At 62.2% G+C, this 15970-nt stretch carries 13 protein-coding genes; 8 read left to right on the forward strand and 5 right to left on the reverse strand.

The features are described 5' to 3' along the window. Positions 1-642 (reverse strand): GntR family transcriptional regulator (locus EN943_RS25450; RefSeq protein ID WP_127415104.1); only part of this gene is annotated, 642 nt, incomplete at its 3' end. 300 nt (positions 643-942) lie between these two features. Here EN943_RS25450 and pgi point away from each other — a divergent pair. From pgi to EN943_RS25465, 3 genes are all read left to right on the forward strand, one after another. Continuing rightward, positions 943-2586 carry a glucose-6-phosphate isomerase gene (gene pgi / locus EN943_RS25455; RefSeq protein ID WP_127415105.1) on the forward strand — a complete coding sequence of 548 codons (1644 nt, stop codon included), beginning with the start codon at positions 943-945 and terminating at the stop codon, positions 2584-2586. Between the two features lie 5 nt (positions 2587-2591). Beyond that, entirely contained in the window at positions 2592-3314 is a 723-nt protein-coding gene (locus tag EN943_RS25460) for an HAD family hydrolase (RefSeq protein ID WP_127415106.1), read from the forward strand. Between the two features lie 216 nt (positions 3315-3530). Further along, positions 3531-5201, forward strand: coding sequence for an AAA family ATPase (locus EN943_RS25465; RefSeq protein ID WP_127415107.1), 1671 nt, complete (start codon positions 3531-3533; stop codon positions 5199-5201). 114 nt (positions 5202-5315) lie between these two features. Here EN943_RS25465 and EN943_RS25470 read toward each other — a convergent pair whose 3' ends face one another. Together EN943_RS25470 and EN943_RS25475 are read right to left on the reverse strand one after the other, a co-directional pair. Continuing rightward, positions 5316-6056 (reverse strand): methyltransferase, encoded by a 741-nt coding sequence (locus EN943_RS25470; RefSeq protein WP_127415108.1) that lies wholly within the window; start codon positions 6054-6056, stop codon positions 5316-5318. Then, positions 6053-8047: a long-chain fatty acid--CoA ligase gene (locus tag EN943_RS25475; protein ID WP_127415109.1), complete on the reverse strand. Its 1995-nt coding sequence runs from the start codon at positions 8045-8047 to the stop codon at positions 6053-6055. The genes EN943_RS25470 and EN943_RS25475 overlap by 4 nt, the downstream gene beginning before the upstream one ends. A gap of 454 nt (positions 8048-8501) precedes the next feature. Here EN943_RS25475 and EN943_RS25480 point away from each other — a divergent pair, with 454 nt between their 5' ends. The 5 genes from EN943_RS25480 to EN943_RS25500 all read left to right on the forward strand — a co-directional run bounded on the left by EN943_RS25480 (position 8502) and on the right by EN943_RS25500 (position 13764). Continuing rightward, positions 8502-10094: an ABC transporter substrate-binding protein gene (locus EN943_RS25480; RefSeq protein ID WP_027039653.1), complete on the forward strand. Its 1593-nt coding sequence runs from the start codon at positions 8502-8504 to the stop codon at positions 10092-10094. 50 nt (positions 10095-10144) lie between these two features. Next, entirely contained in the window at positions 10145-11152 is a 1008-nt protein-coding gene (locus tag EN943_RS25485) for an ABC transporter permease subunit (RefSeq protein WP_127415110.1), read from the forward strand. 70 nt (positions 11153-11222) lie between these two features. Next, positions 11223-12077 carry an ABC transporter permease subunit gene (locus EN943_RS25490; protein ID WP_224618710.1) on the forward strand — a complete coding sequence of 285 codons (855 nt, stop codon included), beginning with the start codon at positions 11223-11225 and terminating at the stop codon, positions 12075-12077. Between the two features lie 2 nt (positions 12078-12079). Then, positions 12080-12937 carry an ABC transporter ATP-binding protein gene (locus tag EN943_RS25495; RefSeq protein WP_127415113.1) on the forward strand — a complete coding sequence of 286 codons (858 nt, stop codon included), beginning with the start codon at positions 12080-12082 and terminating at the stop codon, positions 12935-12937. Next, positions 12934-13764 (forward strand): dipeptide ABC transporter ATP-binding protein, encoded by an 831-nt coding sequence (locus EN943_RS25500; protein WP_127415111.1) that lies wholly within the window; start codon positions 12934-12936, stop codon positions 13762-13764. Before EN943_RS25495 ends, EN943_RS25500 begins: the two co-directional genes overlap by 4 nt. A gap of 204 nt (positions 13765-13968) precedes the next feature. Here the strand turns inward: EN943_RS25500 and EN943_RS25505 are convergent, their stop codons facing one another. Together EN943_RS25505 and EN943_RS25510 are read right to left on the reverse strand one after the other, a co-directional pair. Beyond that, positions 13969-15243 (reverse strand): cysteine desulfurase-like protein, encoded by a 1275-nt coding sequence (locus EN943_RS25505; RefSeq protein ID WP_127415112.1) that lies wholly within the window; start codon positions 15241-15243, stop codon positions 13969-13971. Positions 15244-15290: 47 nt separating this feature from the next. After that, entirely contained in the window at positions 15291-15965 is a 675-nt protein-coding gene (locus EN943_RS25510; protein WP_023811481.1) for an amino acid ABC transporter permease, read from the reverse strand. Positions 15966-15970: the final 5 nt, after the last annotated feature.

The raw sequence follows: 15970 nt of genomic DNA on the forward strand, positions 1-15970 counted from the left end.
CATGTAGAGCGCGTTCTGGGCGCCCAGCGTGACGATGATCTCGTCCGGATTGGCGAAGATGCCGCGCCGGGGCAGGAGCCGCGCCTGGATCTGCTCGATCAGCAGCGGATCGTCGCGGTCGACCATGTCGGACGCCCAGTTGCGGATTTCCAGCACGGCAAGCGCCATGCGGTTGCACTCGCGCCACTCGGCGGTCGGGAACAGCGCCGGATCGAACTGCCCGTAGACGAAAGGGTAGGACGACTTGATCCAGTTCTCGTGCTTGGCCGGCGGCGGCATGTCGCTTGCGGCGATCTTGCGGCGTGCCTTCCAGTCGATCTCGTTGGCCTGGTCGGGCGCCTTCTGGTGCGGCTTGGCCGGTGTCGCCAGCACATCGGGATTGACGAAATGGCCACGCCGCTCTCGCGCCACCAAGAAACCCTGGTCGACGAGCTGCTGGAACGCCAGCACCACGGTTCCGCGCGCCACGCCGAGTTTTTCGGCCAGGATGCGGCAGGAAGGGAGCGGCATCGAAGCGGCGATCTGGCGATCGAGAATGGCGGCTACGATGGCCTGGCGGATCTGCGCCTGCAGGGTTTGGCCGGATTCGGCCGAAATCCGGAACAGGCCGGACCATATCGCCGTGTCGTTTCGCTGTGGCATGGGAGATTTCCTCGATGGCCAGCCTTTTTCGCTTGGCTGGACCAGCCGAACGTAACCGTGGCACAAGGGGTTGCGCCAATCAATTTTTCTGATCATTGGGATTTATGCCAGTGATCCTTCACGCCATTTTGATGCTGCGCTGCGGCATCGTGGGGTGACGCAGCGCGTCATCCCAGCGATGACTCCGTGCGTCATCGCTGCGCATTGAAACGGGTGGAGTTCGGCCCGATAGATTGTCGCGACGACACGCGCCGGAAACATCCGGTCCGTAATGATGGCTCGAGGTCTCGGAGTTTGGCAGTGGATCAACCGTCCTTTCAAAAGCAGCTCGCCGCGTTGCGTGATCATCGCGCCGCCGCGCCCGCCAGCATGCGCCAGGCCTTCGCCGCCGATCCCAAGCGGTTCGTGGAATTCTCCGCCACCGACGGCGATCTGCTGCTCGACTGGTCGAAATGCGCGGTCGACGCGACCACCATGGAGCTGCTGGAAAAGCTCGCCCAGGCCGCCGATCTCGAAGGCCGCCGCGCCGCCATGTTCGCCGGCAAGAAGATCAACGTCACCGAGGACCGTGCCGTGCTGCACATGGCACTGCGCAACCTGACCGGCAAGGGCGTCACCGTCGATGGCCAGGACGTCAAGGCTGACGTCATCGCCGTGCTCGACGCCATGGGCGCCTTTGCCGATGCCGTGCGCTCGGGCAAGGCGGCCGGCGCCACCGGCAAGAAGATCACCGACATCGTCAACATCGGCATCGGCGGTTCCGACCTCGGTCCGGCCATGGCGACGCTGGCGCTGGCGCCCTATCATGACGGGCCGCGCGCGCACTACGTCTCCAACATCGACGGCGCCCATATCCATGACACATTGAAGGGCCTGTCCGCCGAGACCACGCTTTTCATCATCGCTTCCAAGACCTTCACCACCGTCGAGACGATGACCAATGCGCAGACGGCGCGCGACTGGGTGCAGAAGGCGCTCGGCAAGGAAGCGGTCGGCAAGCACTTCGCCGCCGTGTCCACCGCGCTCGACCTGGTGGCCAAGTTCGGCATCGCGCCCGATCGCGTCTTCGGCTTCTGGGATTGGGTCGGCGGCCGCTATTCGCTCTGGGGCGCCATCGGCCTGCCGGTGATGATCGCTGTCGGCCCGCGGAATTTTCGCGCCTTCCTCGATGGCGCGCACGAGATGGACGAGCATTTCCGAACGGCGCCGGTGCAGGAGAACCTGCCGGCACTGCTGGGGCTGGTTGGCTGGTGGCATCGCGTCATCTGCGGTTACCCGGCGCGCGCCGTCATCCCTTACGACCAGCGCCTGTCCAGACTGCCGGCCTATCTGCAGCAGCTCGACATGGAATCGAATGGCAAGAGCGTCACCCTCGAAGGCACAGAGGTGACGACGCCGACTGGACCGCTGGTCTGGGGCGAGCCCGGCACCAACGGCCAGCATGCCTTCTTCCAGCTGCTGCACCAGGGCACCGATTTCATCCCGGTCGAGTTCCTCGCCGCGGCCGTCGGCCACGAGCCCGATCTCAAGCACCAGCATGATCTGCTGCTCGCCAACTGCCTGGCGCAGTCGGAAGCGCTGATGAAGGGCCGCACGCTGGACGAGGCCCGCGCCCAGATGCTGGCCAAGGGCATGAAGCCGGCCGAGGTCGACAAGATAGCCCCGCACCGCGTCTTCTCGGGCAACCGGCCCTCGCTGACCATCCTCTACCGCAAACTCGACCCGCGCACTTTCGGCCGGCTGATCGCGCTCTACGAGCACCGCGTCTTCGTCGAGGGCACGCTGTTCAACATCAACTCCTTCGACCAGTGGGGCGTCGAACTCGGCAAGGAACTGGCCACCGGCCTTTTGCCTGTCGTGGAGGGCAAGGAAAGTGCCGCCAAGCGGGATGCATCGACCGCTGGCCTTGTGGGATTCATCCACCATTTGCGCGGCTCGGAGTGAAAAGCTTGGCAGACATCAAGGGAATATTGTTCGACAAGGACGGCACGCTTGTCGACTTCAACGCCACCTGGCTCGGCGTTGCCGACTTCATGGCCATGGATGCGTCCGAGGGCGATCGCTGGAAAGCCGACAGGCTGCTGGCCGCCGCCGGCTTCGATTTCGCCAACAAGCGTTTCAAGCCGGACTCGATCTTTGCGTCCGGCACCAATCTCGACGTGGTCGAATTGTGGTTCCCGCGCCTGTCCAACGAGGACCAGATGCTTGCGGTCGCCCGCTTCAATGAGATCACCTCCGTACAAGGCTCGGCGATGGCCGTGGCGCTGCCGGGCATCGTCGACACGCTGACGGCACTGCACAGGAAATCCTACCGGCTTGGCGTCGCCACCAACGATTCGACCAGCGGCGCGGAAAAGACGCTGGTGACGCTCGGCGTCGCCCAATTGTTCGAAGCCGCCTATGGCTACGACGCGGTGGCCAATCCGAAGCCCGCCCCCGACACGATCCTGGCCTTCAGCGATCTCACCGGCCTCAAGCCGGCGGAAATCGCCATGGTCGGTGACAACAGGCACGACCTCGAAATGGCGCGGGCCGGCGGCTGCGGGCTGGCGGTCGGCGTGCTCTCCGGCACCGGCACCCGCGAATCGCTGGCAGGCATTGCCGACGTCGTGCTGGATTCCGTTGCCGATCTGCCGGACTTTCTTTCGGCGCGGGTCAAGGAGACGATCTGAGTCCAACACCGGCGCAAAATCAACTTGGGCTTTTCCGCCAACGGCTGAGATCGGGTGGAAGCGGAACGGCGACTTTTGGCAAGCCGTTCACGGAACCGGTTACGCGGTTGGGATTCGCGACTGGCCGCCCCTTGCTAAATGCCGCCATTATAGTGATGGTCCGCAACATTTTAAATCAGACTTCCAATACGGCTGCTAAGACGCCTTCCCTGTAATATGAGCAAGGATGTCATGGTCGGTGCTCGGGGGACCATTGTGACAAGTTCGGATGCTGCTCAATCCAATTTCAGCACGACGCTGCAACTGTTGAATGGGTCGTCGATGACGCTGCCTGTTTCACCTGAGGCTCCACTATTTATCGTAGGCCCCAATGGAGCAGGTAAATCTGGGCTGATGTTGTCCCTTTACCGCGCGAACCATGTAAACGCTGTTCGCATTGCGGCCCACCGGCAAACTTGGATGGAAAGTAATTTTGTTCCGTTCTCGCCGCAAGATAAGATCAATACTGAGAAGAATGTCAAAGGCGAAGATAACCAGCCAAACGCACGGTGGAAGGAATGGAATTCATCTGTACGCAGTGGCCTTGTAATAGCTAACCTGATCGATACCGATAATGCGCTTGCCCGGAAGGTCCGCGAGGAAATCACTATCGGAAATACCAAAACAGCTGAAAAACTCGCCGCTTTTCCTGTTCCTCTGGACGTAATCAGCAATCTCTTCATGGGGTCTGGTATCCCAATTAAACTCGCGATAGCGGAGAATAGCGCAATCGTTGCCAGCAAAAATGGCGGAAAAACCTATAGCATTGCTTCGTTGTCAGATGGCGAGAGAGCGGCTTTGCTGATTGCCGGCACTGTGCTGACCGCTAGGGAGGGTTCATTGATCCTCGTCGATGAGCCAGAGCGACATCTGCATACCTCAATCGTGACGCCATTGTTGTTGCAGCTTTTCAGCAAACGTCCCGATTGCACGTTCGTGGTATCGACGCACGAACTAAGCCTTCCGGTGAGCTGCCCTGGCGCCAGAACTGTTCTGGTCCGCGATTCAATGGCGATCAATGATGATGTCAATAGGTGGGACCTGGACGTGCTCGAGCCGGGGATCGAGATCGATGACGCCACGAAAGAAGCGATCATAGGCTCTCGGCGCAAAATGCTCTTTATCGAGGGCACGCAAACCAGTCTGGATAAACCACTCTATGAAATACTGTTCCCCGGCGTCTCGATCTTCCCGCGCTCATCTTGTCGGGATGTCGAGCACGCTGTAGCTAGTGTCCGCGACACCAGCGCTGTGGCATGGGTGCAAGCTTATGGCATCGTCGATCAGGACCAATTAACAGCTGAAAAGAAAGCCACCCTTGAACCGCAAGGAGTGTTTCCGCTCTCGGTTTATTCGGTTGAAGCTCTTTATTACAATCCCATCATAGTGAAGGCGGTGGCGGTGCGGCAGTGCGCAGTCATTGACGGCGATGCAGAGCAAATGGTCGCCCAAGCCTGGGCCCATCTACTGGCGGCAGTGTCCCCACAAGTAGACAGGTTGGCCGCACGCATGACGGAGCAAGCGGTTAAGGATCGGATCAGCCTAGGGATGCCTGATTGGAAGAAGATTCAAGCGGGGCACGATGTCGCTATCACAGTCGATGCGCAGGCTCTCTATAAATCGGAACGTGAGCAATTGAAGGCTTGGCTTGATGCGGGAGATGTAAACAAGATCATTGCGCGATACCCGATTAGAGAAACAATGGCGCTGGAAGGCATCGTGAGCGCCCTCCAATTCAAGAGCAAAAACCAATATGAATCGGCCGTTCGCAAGCTGGTAATGGACGATGCTGCGGTGAAGGCGATGCTGATCGGCTTTTTCGGCGGCCTACCGGCGGCAATCGCCTGATCTGGACGTAATTCCTACTGGACGAGTGTCTGCTTCCAGAGCAATCTGACGTCTACTTAAACGGAAAAAGGGTCGAATCCGGTCATTCCGGGTGACTGGGATTTGATCTCAGCATCAGCGCGCCCGTCCCGCTTCAAAGGAAAACACACCGCTCGGCTTGCTCGCGGCACCCTTCGCGTCGCCGAAATCCGGCACCTGGTATTCGGCGAGCAACCGCAGCCGCGACAGCGGCAAATCGTTGCGGCGGGGATCGCCGACCAGCACGTCGATGCCGGCCGCCAGGCAGCGATCAAGGAACGGGATGACGCGCAGAGCGACCTCGCGGCCGTAGAACACGTCCCCTGCAAGCACGAGGTTGACGGCCGGTGGGGGACCCGTGGTGATGTCCTTGTCGACAATGGTGATCTCGACGTCGTTGGCCGCGGCGTTAAGGCCGATCGCGGCAACGCCGTTGCGGTCGATCTCGGCGGCGATCACTTCGCGCGCGCCGGCCATGGCGGCGGCAATGCCGACAAGGCCGGAGCCGGCGCCAAGGTCGAGCACGCGGCGACCGGCTACCGTTTGCGGATGATCCAGTATGTGGCGCGCGAGCACCGCGCCGCCGGCCCATACATAGGCCCAGTAAGGCGGCTGCGGCTCAGGTCCATCGTTGTCCGCCTCGAGCGTGTCGTCATCGTCGTCAGCGCCTTGGTGCGGATCTATGAGCCGCCTCAGGCCACTGGCCGGATGCGGTGTATAAAGCTGGATCTCAGGCGCCGACGGCACCGGGGCGAGGCGCATGTTCGTCCTGATGAATTCTGCCGGGTCAGGACGGAAAGGTGCATCTACGGCATCCGCGCCGTCGGCTGCAATCATTCGCGCAGCGCCCGCCGCAGGATCTTGCCGACCGGTGTCTTCGGCAGTTCGGTTCGGAATTCGATGTATCTGGGCCGCTTGTAGCCAGTCAGGTTCTCGCGGCAAAAGGCGGTGATTGCTTCGGCGGTCAGCGCTGGATCTTTCTTGACGATGAAAAGTTTCGGCACCTCGCCCGAATGCTCGTCCGGCACGCCGACCGCCGCCACTTCGAGCACGCCCGGATGCATCGCCACGACTTCCTCGAGTTCGTTCGGATAGACGTTGAAGCCCGAGACCAGGATCATGTCCTTCTTGCGGTCGACGATCTTGGTGTAGCCGCGTTCGTCCATGAAGCCCATGTCACCCGATTTGAAGTAGCCGTCCTTGGTCATGACCTTGGCGGTCTCATCCGGCCGGTTCCAGTAGCCCGCCATCACTTGCGGCCCCCGGATGCAGACTTCGCCGACCTCGCCGAGCGGCAAATTGTTGCCGTCGTCGTCGCGGATGGCGATCTCGGTCGAGGGCAGCGGCAGGCCGATCGTGCCGGTGAAGTCGCCGGCGGTGAACTTGTTGGCGGTGGCCACCGGCGAGGTTTCCGAGAGGCCGTAGCCTTCGGTGACCGAACAGCCGGTCAGCGCCTTCCAGCGCTCGGCAACGCCCTTCTGTACCGCCATGCCGCCGCCAAGCGTCAGCACCAGCGGCTTGAAGTCGAGCTTGCGGAAATCCTCATTGTTGAGCAGTGCGTTGAACAGCGTGTTGAGGCCGGGAAAGATGTGCACCGGATATTTCTGCAGTTCCTTGACGAAGCCGGGAATGTCGCGCGGGTTGGGAATGAGCACATTGCGGGCGCCTTGCTGCATGCCCATCAGCGCGTTCACCGTCAGCGCGAAGATATGATAGAGCGGCAGCGCGCAGATGAAGTTGGGATGCGCGGGTTTCGGCTTGATCGTGTAGGCGTCCTCCATCCACTGCGCGTTCTGCGCGACATTGGCGAGGACGTTGCTGTGCAGCAGCGTGGCACCCTTCGACACGCCCGTGGTGCCGCCCGTATATTGCAGGAAGGCGACATCGCCGGCTGCCACCTTGGCCGGCTTGAAGCCCAGGCCGGCGCCGGCCCTCATGGCGGCATTGAACTTGACGTGGCCGGGCAGCGACCATGCCGGCACCATCTTCTTCACGCGGCGCACGACGAAATTGACGATTGCGCCCTTCAGGCCGCCGAGCATGTCGCCCATCGCGGCGACCACCACATGCTTGACCGCGGTCCTGGCGATCACCGCCTGCAAGGTGTTGGCGAAGTTCTCCAGGATGACGATGGCTTGCGCACCGGAATCCTTCAACTGGTGTTCGAGCTCGCGCGGCGTGTAGAGCGGATTGATGTTCACCACGACATAACCGGCGCGCAAGACGGCCATCATCGCCACCGGATATTGCAGCACGTTCGGCATCATCAGCGCGACGCGCGCGCCTTTCTGCAGGCCCTTCGATTGCAGGTAGGCGCCGAAGGCCGCCGACAGCCGCTCGACATCGGTGTAGCTGATGGACTTGTCCATGCATGTGAAGGCCGGCTGCGCGGAAAACTGTTTGCAGGCGGCGACGAGGAAATCGCCGATCGAGCTGTAGGGCAGGGCGCCGATCTCGGCCTGCACGTTTTTCGGATAGCTCTTGAGCCACGGCTTTTCCGGCAAGCCGGCGGCCAGCGCCGTCAGCGCTTTCGGCAATCGGTTGGCGGTGGGGTCGGCCGGCTTTGCCGCCGGTGGGGTCTTCATCGCCGCCGCCGGCCTGGCAGCGGGCTTTGCCGCACCCGCTTTATTCCCCGGCGCCGTCTTTCCGGCCGCAGCCTTGGCCGGGGCTTTTACCGCCGGCCTTGTGCTTGCCCTTACAGGCGCCGCGGCCGCCTTCGGCGTGGCGGCTTTGGCAACGGGGGCTTTCGGCTTGGCAGTACCGGCTGCTTTCGACGGCGCCTTCGCTCCCGCTTTCACCGGCGCCGTCGTCCTTGATGCTTTTGCCAACCGTTCCTCCCTGGACAAGTCTTGTTTATCCGTGCCGCGCTCGCCCCTGAATTGACAAGGGCGCCCTCCGCTGCGGCCGCTACACCCTATCTATTGCCTCCGTTGGCGACCGTGCAAGTCTTGCCCTTGCGGCAACACGGCGAAAGATTTGCCGTCGAAAGTCTTTGCCGCCACCAGCGCTCCCAAGCGGTGTCCTGGCGCATCCCTCGGCCACTCGGAAGCGCCGGGAACATTTATATCGTCAGCTTGGCGATCAATAAAAAAATTCGGTTGTTAATAATCTCGTGAATGGAAGAAACTGCTAATTTTTTCTGCAATTTTGCAGAATAGCGGATTTTTTTCCTGCTTCCCGCGGGGTAAGCAAACGGGGTGTTCCAAAGCCGGAAAAACGGTGCTTATATGCGCGCTTCGCGAGCCTGATAGAGGGGCTTGGAAGAACATCAGGGAGTGCTCAATGAATAAGAAGCTGACTTTTGCAGCCGCGTTGCTGGCTGCAAGCGTCCTGGGCGGCATGGCCAATGCGAAAACTCTGGTCTACTGCGCGGAAGCTTCGCCGGAAGGTTTCGACCCGGCGCCGTATACCGCAGGCCAGACGTTCGACGCGTCATCGCGCACCGTCTTCAACCGCCTCGTCGAATTCGATCACGGCAAGACGACGACCTCGCCGGGCCTGGCCGAGAGCTGGACGATCTCCGACGATGGCAAGGAATATGTCTTCAAGCTGCGCAAGGGCGTCAAGTTCGCCGCGACCGACTATTTCACCCCGACGCGCGACTTCAACGCCGACGACGTGGTGTTCTCGTTCGAACGTCAGGTCGACAAGAACGGCCCCTGGTTCCAGTACATTCCGGGCATTGCCTACCAGTATTACAATGACCAGTTCGGCGACAACATCACCAAGGTCGAGAAGGTCGATGACCTGACGGTGAAGTTCACCCTCAAGGAGCCGGCGATCACCTTCATTCCGACGCTGGGCATGGATTTCGCCTCGGTCGTCTCCAAGGAATATGCCGACAAGCTGCAGGCCGACAAGACACCTGAGCTGTTCAACCAGAAGCCGATCGGCACCGGCCCGTTCATCTTCGTCGACTACCAGACCGACGCCGCCATCCGCTACAAGGCCAACCCGGACTATTGGGGCGGCAAGCAGAAGATCGACGATCTGGTCTTCGCCATCACCACCGATCCGGCGGTGCGCGCGCAGAAGCTCAAGGCCGGCGAATGCAATATCATGTCGTACCCGGCACCGGCCGACATCGCCGGCCTGCAGGCCGATGCGAACCTGAAGGTCGAGGAGCAGGAAGGCCTCAATGTCGGCGCGCTGATGTACAACACCCAGCAGAAGCCGTTCGACGACGTACGCGTCCGCAAGGCGCTCAACATGGCCATCAACAAGAAGGCCATCATCGACGCCGTCTTCCAGGGCGCCGGCCAGGTGGCGATCAATCCGATCCCGCCGACCATGTGGTCCTACAACAAGGAAGTGAAGGACGATCCTTACGATCCGGATGCGGCCAAGAAGCTGCTCGAAGAAGCCGGCGTCAAGGACCTCAAGATGAACGTCTGGGCCATGCCGGTGTCGCGCCCGTACATGCCGAATGCGCGCCGCACCGCCGAGCTGATCCAGGCCGACTTCGCCAAGGTCGGCGTCACCGTCGAGATCGTCAGCTACGATTGGGGTGAATACCTCAAGCGCGCTTCCGCGGTCGATCACGATGGCGCCGTCATCGTCGGCTGGACCGGCGACAATGGCGATCCGGACAACTTCCTCGGCGTGCTCCTGAGCTGCGCTTCCGTCGGTTCGAACAACCGCGCGGAATGGTGCAACAAGGACTTCGATGCGCTCATCAACAAGGCCAAGACCGTTTCGGACCAGGCCGAGCGCACCAAGCTCTATGAACAGGCACAGGTCATCTTCAAGGAACAGGCACCTTGGGCGACGCTCGCTCACTCCAAGGTGTTCATGCCGATGCAGAAGACCGTCACCGGCTTTGCGATGGATCCGCTCGGTATCCACCGCTTCGACGGCGTCGATATCGCCGAATAAGGTTGCGAAACGGGGGCGCCACCATCTGGTGACGCCCCCACTCGCCCGCCATGCTGCGTTATATCCTCGGCAAGCTCGCCCTCATCATCCCGACCTTCATCGGGATAACCATCCTCGCCTTTGGCTTCGTGCGCATCCTGCCCGGTGATCCGGTGCTGGTGCTTGCGGGCGAACGCGGCCTGTCGCCCGAACGCCACACGGCGCTCATGCATCAGTTCGGTTTCGACCTGCCGATCTGGCAACAATATCTGACCTATCTGACGGACATCCTCGGCGGTGATTTCGGTACCTCGTTTTCCACCAAGACACCGGTGCTCAAGGACTTCCTTGTGCGCTTTCCGGCAACGGTCGAGCTCGCCATCTTCGCCATGATCTTTGCCGTCATCCTGGGTGTGGCCGCCGGCATTTTTGCTGCCATCCGCCGCGGCTCCTGGTTCGATCAGCTGACCATGGGCACGGCACTGGCAGGCTATTCCATGCCGATCTTCTGGTGGGGTCTGCTGCTGATCATCGTCTTCTCCGGCACGTTGCACTGGACGCCGGTTTCCGGCCGCATCGACCTTCTCTACTTCTTCAAGCCGGTGACCGGCTTCATGACCATCGATTCCCTGATCTCGGGCCAGAAGGGCGCCTTCCGTTCGGCGCTGTCGCACCTGATCTTGCCGACCATCGTGCTCGGCACCATCCCGCTCGCCGTCATCGCCAGGCAGACGCGCTCGGCCATGCTCGAAGTGCTGGGTGAGGACTATGTGCGCACCGCGCGCGCCAAGGGCCTGGCGCCGCGCCGGGTCATCGGCCTGCATGCCTTCCGCAATGCGCTGATCCCGGTCGTCACCACCATCGGCCTGCAGGTCGGCACGCTCTTGACCGGCGCCATCCTGACCGAGAGCATCTTCTCCTGGCCCGGTATCGGCAAATGGATGATCGACGCCATTTCCAAGCGCGACTATTTTACCGTGCAGGGCGGGTTGCTTTTGATTGCGCTGATCGTCATGTCGGTCAACCTCATCGTCGACGTGCTCTACGCCGTCATCAACCCACGCATCCGGGCCAACTGACATGAGCAACGAAGGCCCAGCCACCATCGAAGCCGCCACCGTCGTCAAGCCGCAGGACGCCAGGCTGCAGATGTTCGGCGAGTTCTGGCACTACTTCTCCGTCAACAAGGGCGCGGTGATCGGGCTCTTCGTCTTCGCGTTGCTGATCCTGATCGCCATCTTCGCGCCGCTGCTGGCGCCGCATTCGCCGGACGATCAGTTCCGCGACTTCTTCCTGACGCCGCCGGCCTGGCAGGAAGGCGGCAACGCGCAGTTCCTGCTCGGCACCGACGCCGTCGGTCGCGATATGCTGTCGCGCCTGATCTACGGCTCGCGCTTCTCGCTCGCCATCGGCTTCGTCGTCGTCACGTCAGCGCTGATTTCAGGCGTCATCCTCGGCCTGCTCGCCGGCTACTGCCGCGGCTGGGTCGACACGCTGATCATGCGCATCATGGACATCATCCTGGCCTTCCCGTCGCTGCTGCTGGCCCTGGTGCTGGTCGCGGTTCTCGGCCCTGGCCTCGTCAACGCCATGATCGCCATCGCCTTCGTGCTGCAGCCGCATTTCGCCCGGCTCACCCGCGCCGCCGTGATGGCCGAGAAGACCCGCGAATATGTCGTCTCGGCCAAGGTCGCCGGGGCCAGCCATCTCAGGCTGATGCTGGTCACCATCCTGCCCAACTGCATCGCGCCGCTGATCGTGCAGGCGACGCTGTCCTTCTCCAACGCCATTCTCGAGGCCGCCGCCCTTGGCTTTCTCGGCATGGGCGCGCAGCCGCCGACGCCGGAATGGGGCACCATGCTGGCCGAAGCGCGCGAGTTCATCCTGCGCGCCTGGTGGGTGGTGACCTTCCCGGGCCTCGCCATCCTGATCACCGTCTTCGCCATCAACCTGATCGGCGACGGCCTGCGCGACGCGCTCGACCCCAAGCTGAAGAGGTCGTGAGCATGCCTCTGCTCGAGATCAAGAATCTCACCGTTTCCTTCGACACCGCGGCCGGACCATTCATGGCCGTGCAAGGCATCGACCTGTCGATCGAGCCGCGCGAAGTGCTGGCGATCGTCGGCGAGTCCGGCTCCGGCAAGTCGGTGGCGATGCTGGCGGTGATGGGCCTGTTGCCCAACACGGCAACGGTCAAGGCCGACCGCATGGCCTTCGACGGTATCGATCTGCTGAAGCTCAGCCCGTCCGAACGACGCAAGATCGTCGGCAAGGACATCTCGATGATCTTCCAGGAGCCGGTCGCCAGCCTCAATCCGTGCTTCAACGTCGGCTTCCAGATCGAGGAGGTGCTGCGCTTCCACATGGGCATGGATCGCGCCCAGCGCCGGGCTCGCGCCATCGAACTGATGAAGCTGGTCGGCATCGCCGACCCGGAAGAACGGCTGAGCTCGTTTCCGCACCAGATGTCCGGCGGCCAGTGCCAGCGCGTCATGATCGCCATCGCCATCGCCTGCAATCCGAAGCTGCTGATCGCCGACGAGCCGACAACGGCGCTCGACGTCACCATCCAGAAGCAGATCCTCGATCTGCTGGTTTCGCTGCAGGCCAAATACGGCATGGGCCTGATCATGATCACCCACAATATGGGCGTGGTGGCCGAGACCGCCGACCGCGTGATCGTCCAGTACAAGGGCCGCAAGATGGAAGAGGCCGACGTGCTGTCGCTGTTTGAATCGCCGAAGAGCAATTACACGCGGGCCCTGTTGTCTGCGCTGCCGGAAAACGCTGTCGGCGACCGGCTGCCGACCGTGTCCGACATGATGTTCGAGCCGGCCCCCTCTGCTGCGGGATCCGCCTCATGAGCACGACGGTCCTCGAAGGCAAGAACATCGTGCGCGACTACCACATTGGTGGCGGCCTGTTCACCGGGCCGCGCACCGTGCATGCGGTCAAGGGCGTCTCCTTCAAGGTGGACAAGGGCAAGACGCTGGCCATCGTCGGCGAAAGCGGCTGCGGCAAGTCCACGCTCGCCCGCATCATCACGCTGATCGATCCGGCGACATCGGGTGACCTGTTCATCGACGGCAACAAGGTCGACATCGCCAGGAACCCTTTGACGAAGGAGATGCGCCGCAAGGTGCAGATCGTTTTCCAGAACCCCTATGGATCGCTCAATCCGCGCCAGAAGATCGGCGACGTTCTGGGCGAGCCGCTGCTGATCAACACCGACAAGTCGGCCGCCGAGCGGCGCGACCTAGCGATGAAGATGCTGAAGAAGGTCGGCCTCGGTCACGAGCACTACAACCGCTATCCGCACATGTTTTCGGGCGGCCAGCGCCAGCGCATAGCCATTGCCCGCGCGCTGATGCTCAATCCGAGCCTGCTGGTGCTGGACGAGCCGGTCTCGGCGCTCGATCTTTCAGTGCAGGCGCAGGTGCTCAACCTGCTTGCCGACCTGCAGGACGAGTTCCAGCTGACCTATGTCTTCATCAGCCACGATTTGTCCGTCGTGCGTTACATCGCCGACGATGTGATGGTGATGTATTTTGGAGAAGCGGTCGAATACGGCTCGCGCGACGAGGTCTTCGCCGACCCCAAGCACAGCTACACCAGGACGCTGTTCGCCGCGACACCGCGCGCCGACGTCGCCTCGATCAAGGCGAGGTTGGCGAAGAAGAAGGCGGCTTAACGTCTCTTCGTCATCCTAGGGCGGAGCGACGCGAAGCGTCGCGCAGACCCTAGGATCCATGCCGTTACCTCAGCCGAAAAGTGCAGCGGAACAGATTCTGCACCGTGGCAACACTCGAACGTCACGGCATGGATCCTCGGGTCTGCACTGCGTCGCTACGCTCCTTGCTCCGCCCGTGGATGACGACGCTGGAGAGGCCGCCTTTCACGACAACTTCGCGATGATCGCGCGCAGCGTCTCGCCGAAGCGCCTGACCTCCTCGATCGTGTTGTAGTGGACCAGCGAGGCGCGGATGGCGCCGCTGTCCATCGAGAGGTTGAGACGCTTCATCAGCCGTGGCGCGTACATGTGGCCGTCGCGGATACCGATCTGCATCTCGGCCATTTCCTCGACGATCCGCTGCGGCGACAGTGTGCCGATGTTGAAGCAGAAGGTCGGCACGCGCTCGGTGATGCGGGCCTCGTCGGCAACGCCGTAGATGGTCGCGCCGCAACCTTTCAGCACGGCAAGCATCTCGCGCGCCAGCACCAGCTCATAGTCGCGAATGGCGCCCATGCCGGCGACGATGTTGTCGCGCCGCGAGCGGTTGTTGGACGGCGCCAGATTGCGGCCGATCAATTCCAGATATTGCACGGCGGCATCCATGCCGGAGACGTTCTCGTAGATGAAGGTGCCGGCCTCGACCTTGTAGGGCGGCTCGTCGGGGATGAAATCCTCGCGGAAGGTCGGCAGCCGCTTCAGCGTTTCAAAACGGCCCCACAGGAAGCCCATATGCGGCGAGAAATTCTTGTAGCCGGAGCAGACGAGATAGTCGCAGTCCCAGGCCTGCACGTCGATCAGCCCGTGCGGCCCGTAATGCACGCAGTCGAGGAACACCTCGGCACCGGCGGCGTGCGCGATCCCGGCCACCGCGGCGACATCGACAATCGAGCCGATCGAATGCGCGGTGACCGTGCAGGCGACCAGACGGGTGCGGTCGGAAACCAGCGGACGCAGATCGTCGACATGCAGGTTGCCGTCCTCGCGCATGCGCCACCATTTGAACTTCGCACCGGCCGATTCCAGCGCCAGCCAAGTCGCGATGTTGGCGTCATGGTCCATGTCGGTGATGACGATCTCGTCGCGCTCTTGCAGCATCTGGCCGATGCCGAGGCTGACCAGGCGGATGAACGAGGTCGCGTTCATACCGAAGCAGATTTCGGCCGGGCTATAGGCGTTGATCAGCAGCGCGACACTTGTCCGCGCATCGGCGACCGACTGGTCGACGGTGACGCTGCGGCCATAGCGGCCGCCACGCTGCACATTGTGCGAAACCAGATGGTTGGTCACCGCGTCGAGCACGCTCTGCGGGATCTGCGCGCCGGCGGCGTTGTCCAAAAAGATGAAGTCGCCGGCCCGCTGCAAGGCTGGAAACATGGCGCGGATGGCGTCGACGGGGAACGCGGTGGCATTCGCATTGTCGGTTTGATGCTTGTTCACGGGGTAGGCTCCTGCAAAGGACTTGGGCGGGGATTAGGTGGCGGAGGTCAGCGCTTCTTTTCGGTCTTGAAGCGTTCTTCAAGCAGGCTGACAAGGCGGACCATCGGCCAGAGGAAGATGAGATAGACGAGTGCTGCGCCGATCAGCGGCGAGGGGTTGGCGTAGAGCGACTGCGCGTTTGTCGCTTCCTTCAAGAGTTCCGGCAGCGCCACGGTGGAGGCGAGCGAGGTGTCCTTGAACATCGAGACGCAGTTGCTGGTCATCGGCGGGATAACGACGCGGATCGCTTGCGGCAGCACCACCTTGCGCAAGGTCAGGAGGAACGGCAGGCCGAGCGCCTGCGACGCCTCGAACTGGCCGCGCGGAATGCTCTCGATGCCGGAGCGGAACACCTCGGCCGAGTAAGCCGACATGATGAAGGCGAAGGCCGTCACCGCCGACGCCCAGGACGACAGGCGTATGCCGAGGAAGGGCAGCGCATAGTAGATCAGGATCAGCACGACCAGCACCGGCAGGGCGCGGAAGATGTCGGTGTAGCCGACCGCGAGCCAGCGCAGCGGCTTTGGCGCATAGAGCCGCACCAGGCTGATCCCCAGGCCGATGGGGATGCCGATGCCGATGCTCAGAATGCCGAGCAGCAGCGTGTTCAGGAAGCCGCGCAGCAGCGCCGGCAGGCTGGACATGATGACGTCGGGGTTAAAGAAGGTATCCAGCAGCGACATGGGAG

This window comes from Mesorhizobium sp. M7A.F.Ca.US.006.01.1.1, assembly GCF_003997935.1.
In the GTDB taxonomy this organism is placed as follows: domain Bacteria; phylum Pseudomonadota; class Alphaproteobacteria; order Rhizobiales; family Rhizobiaceae; genus Mesorhizobium.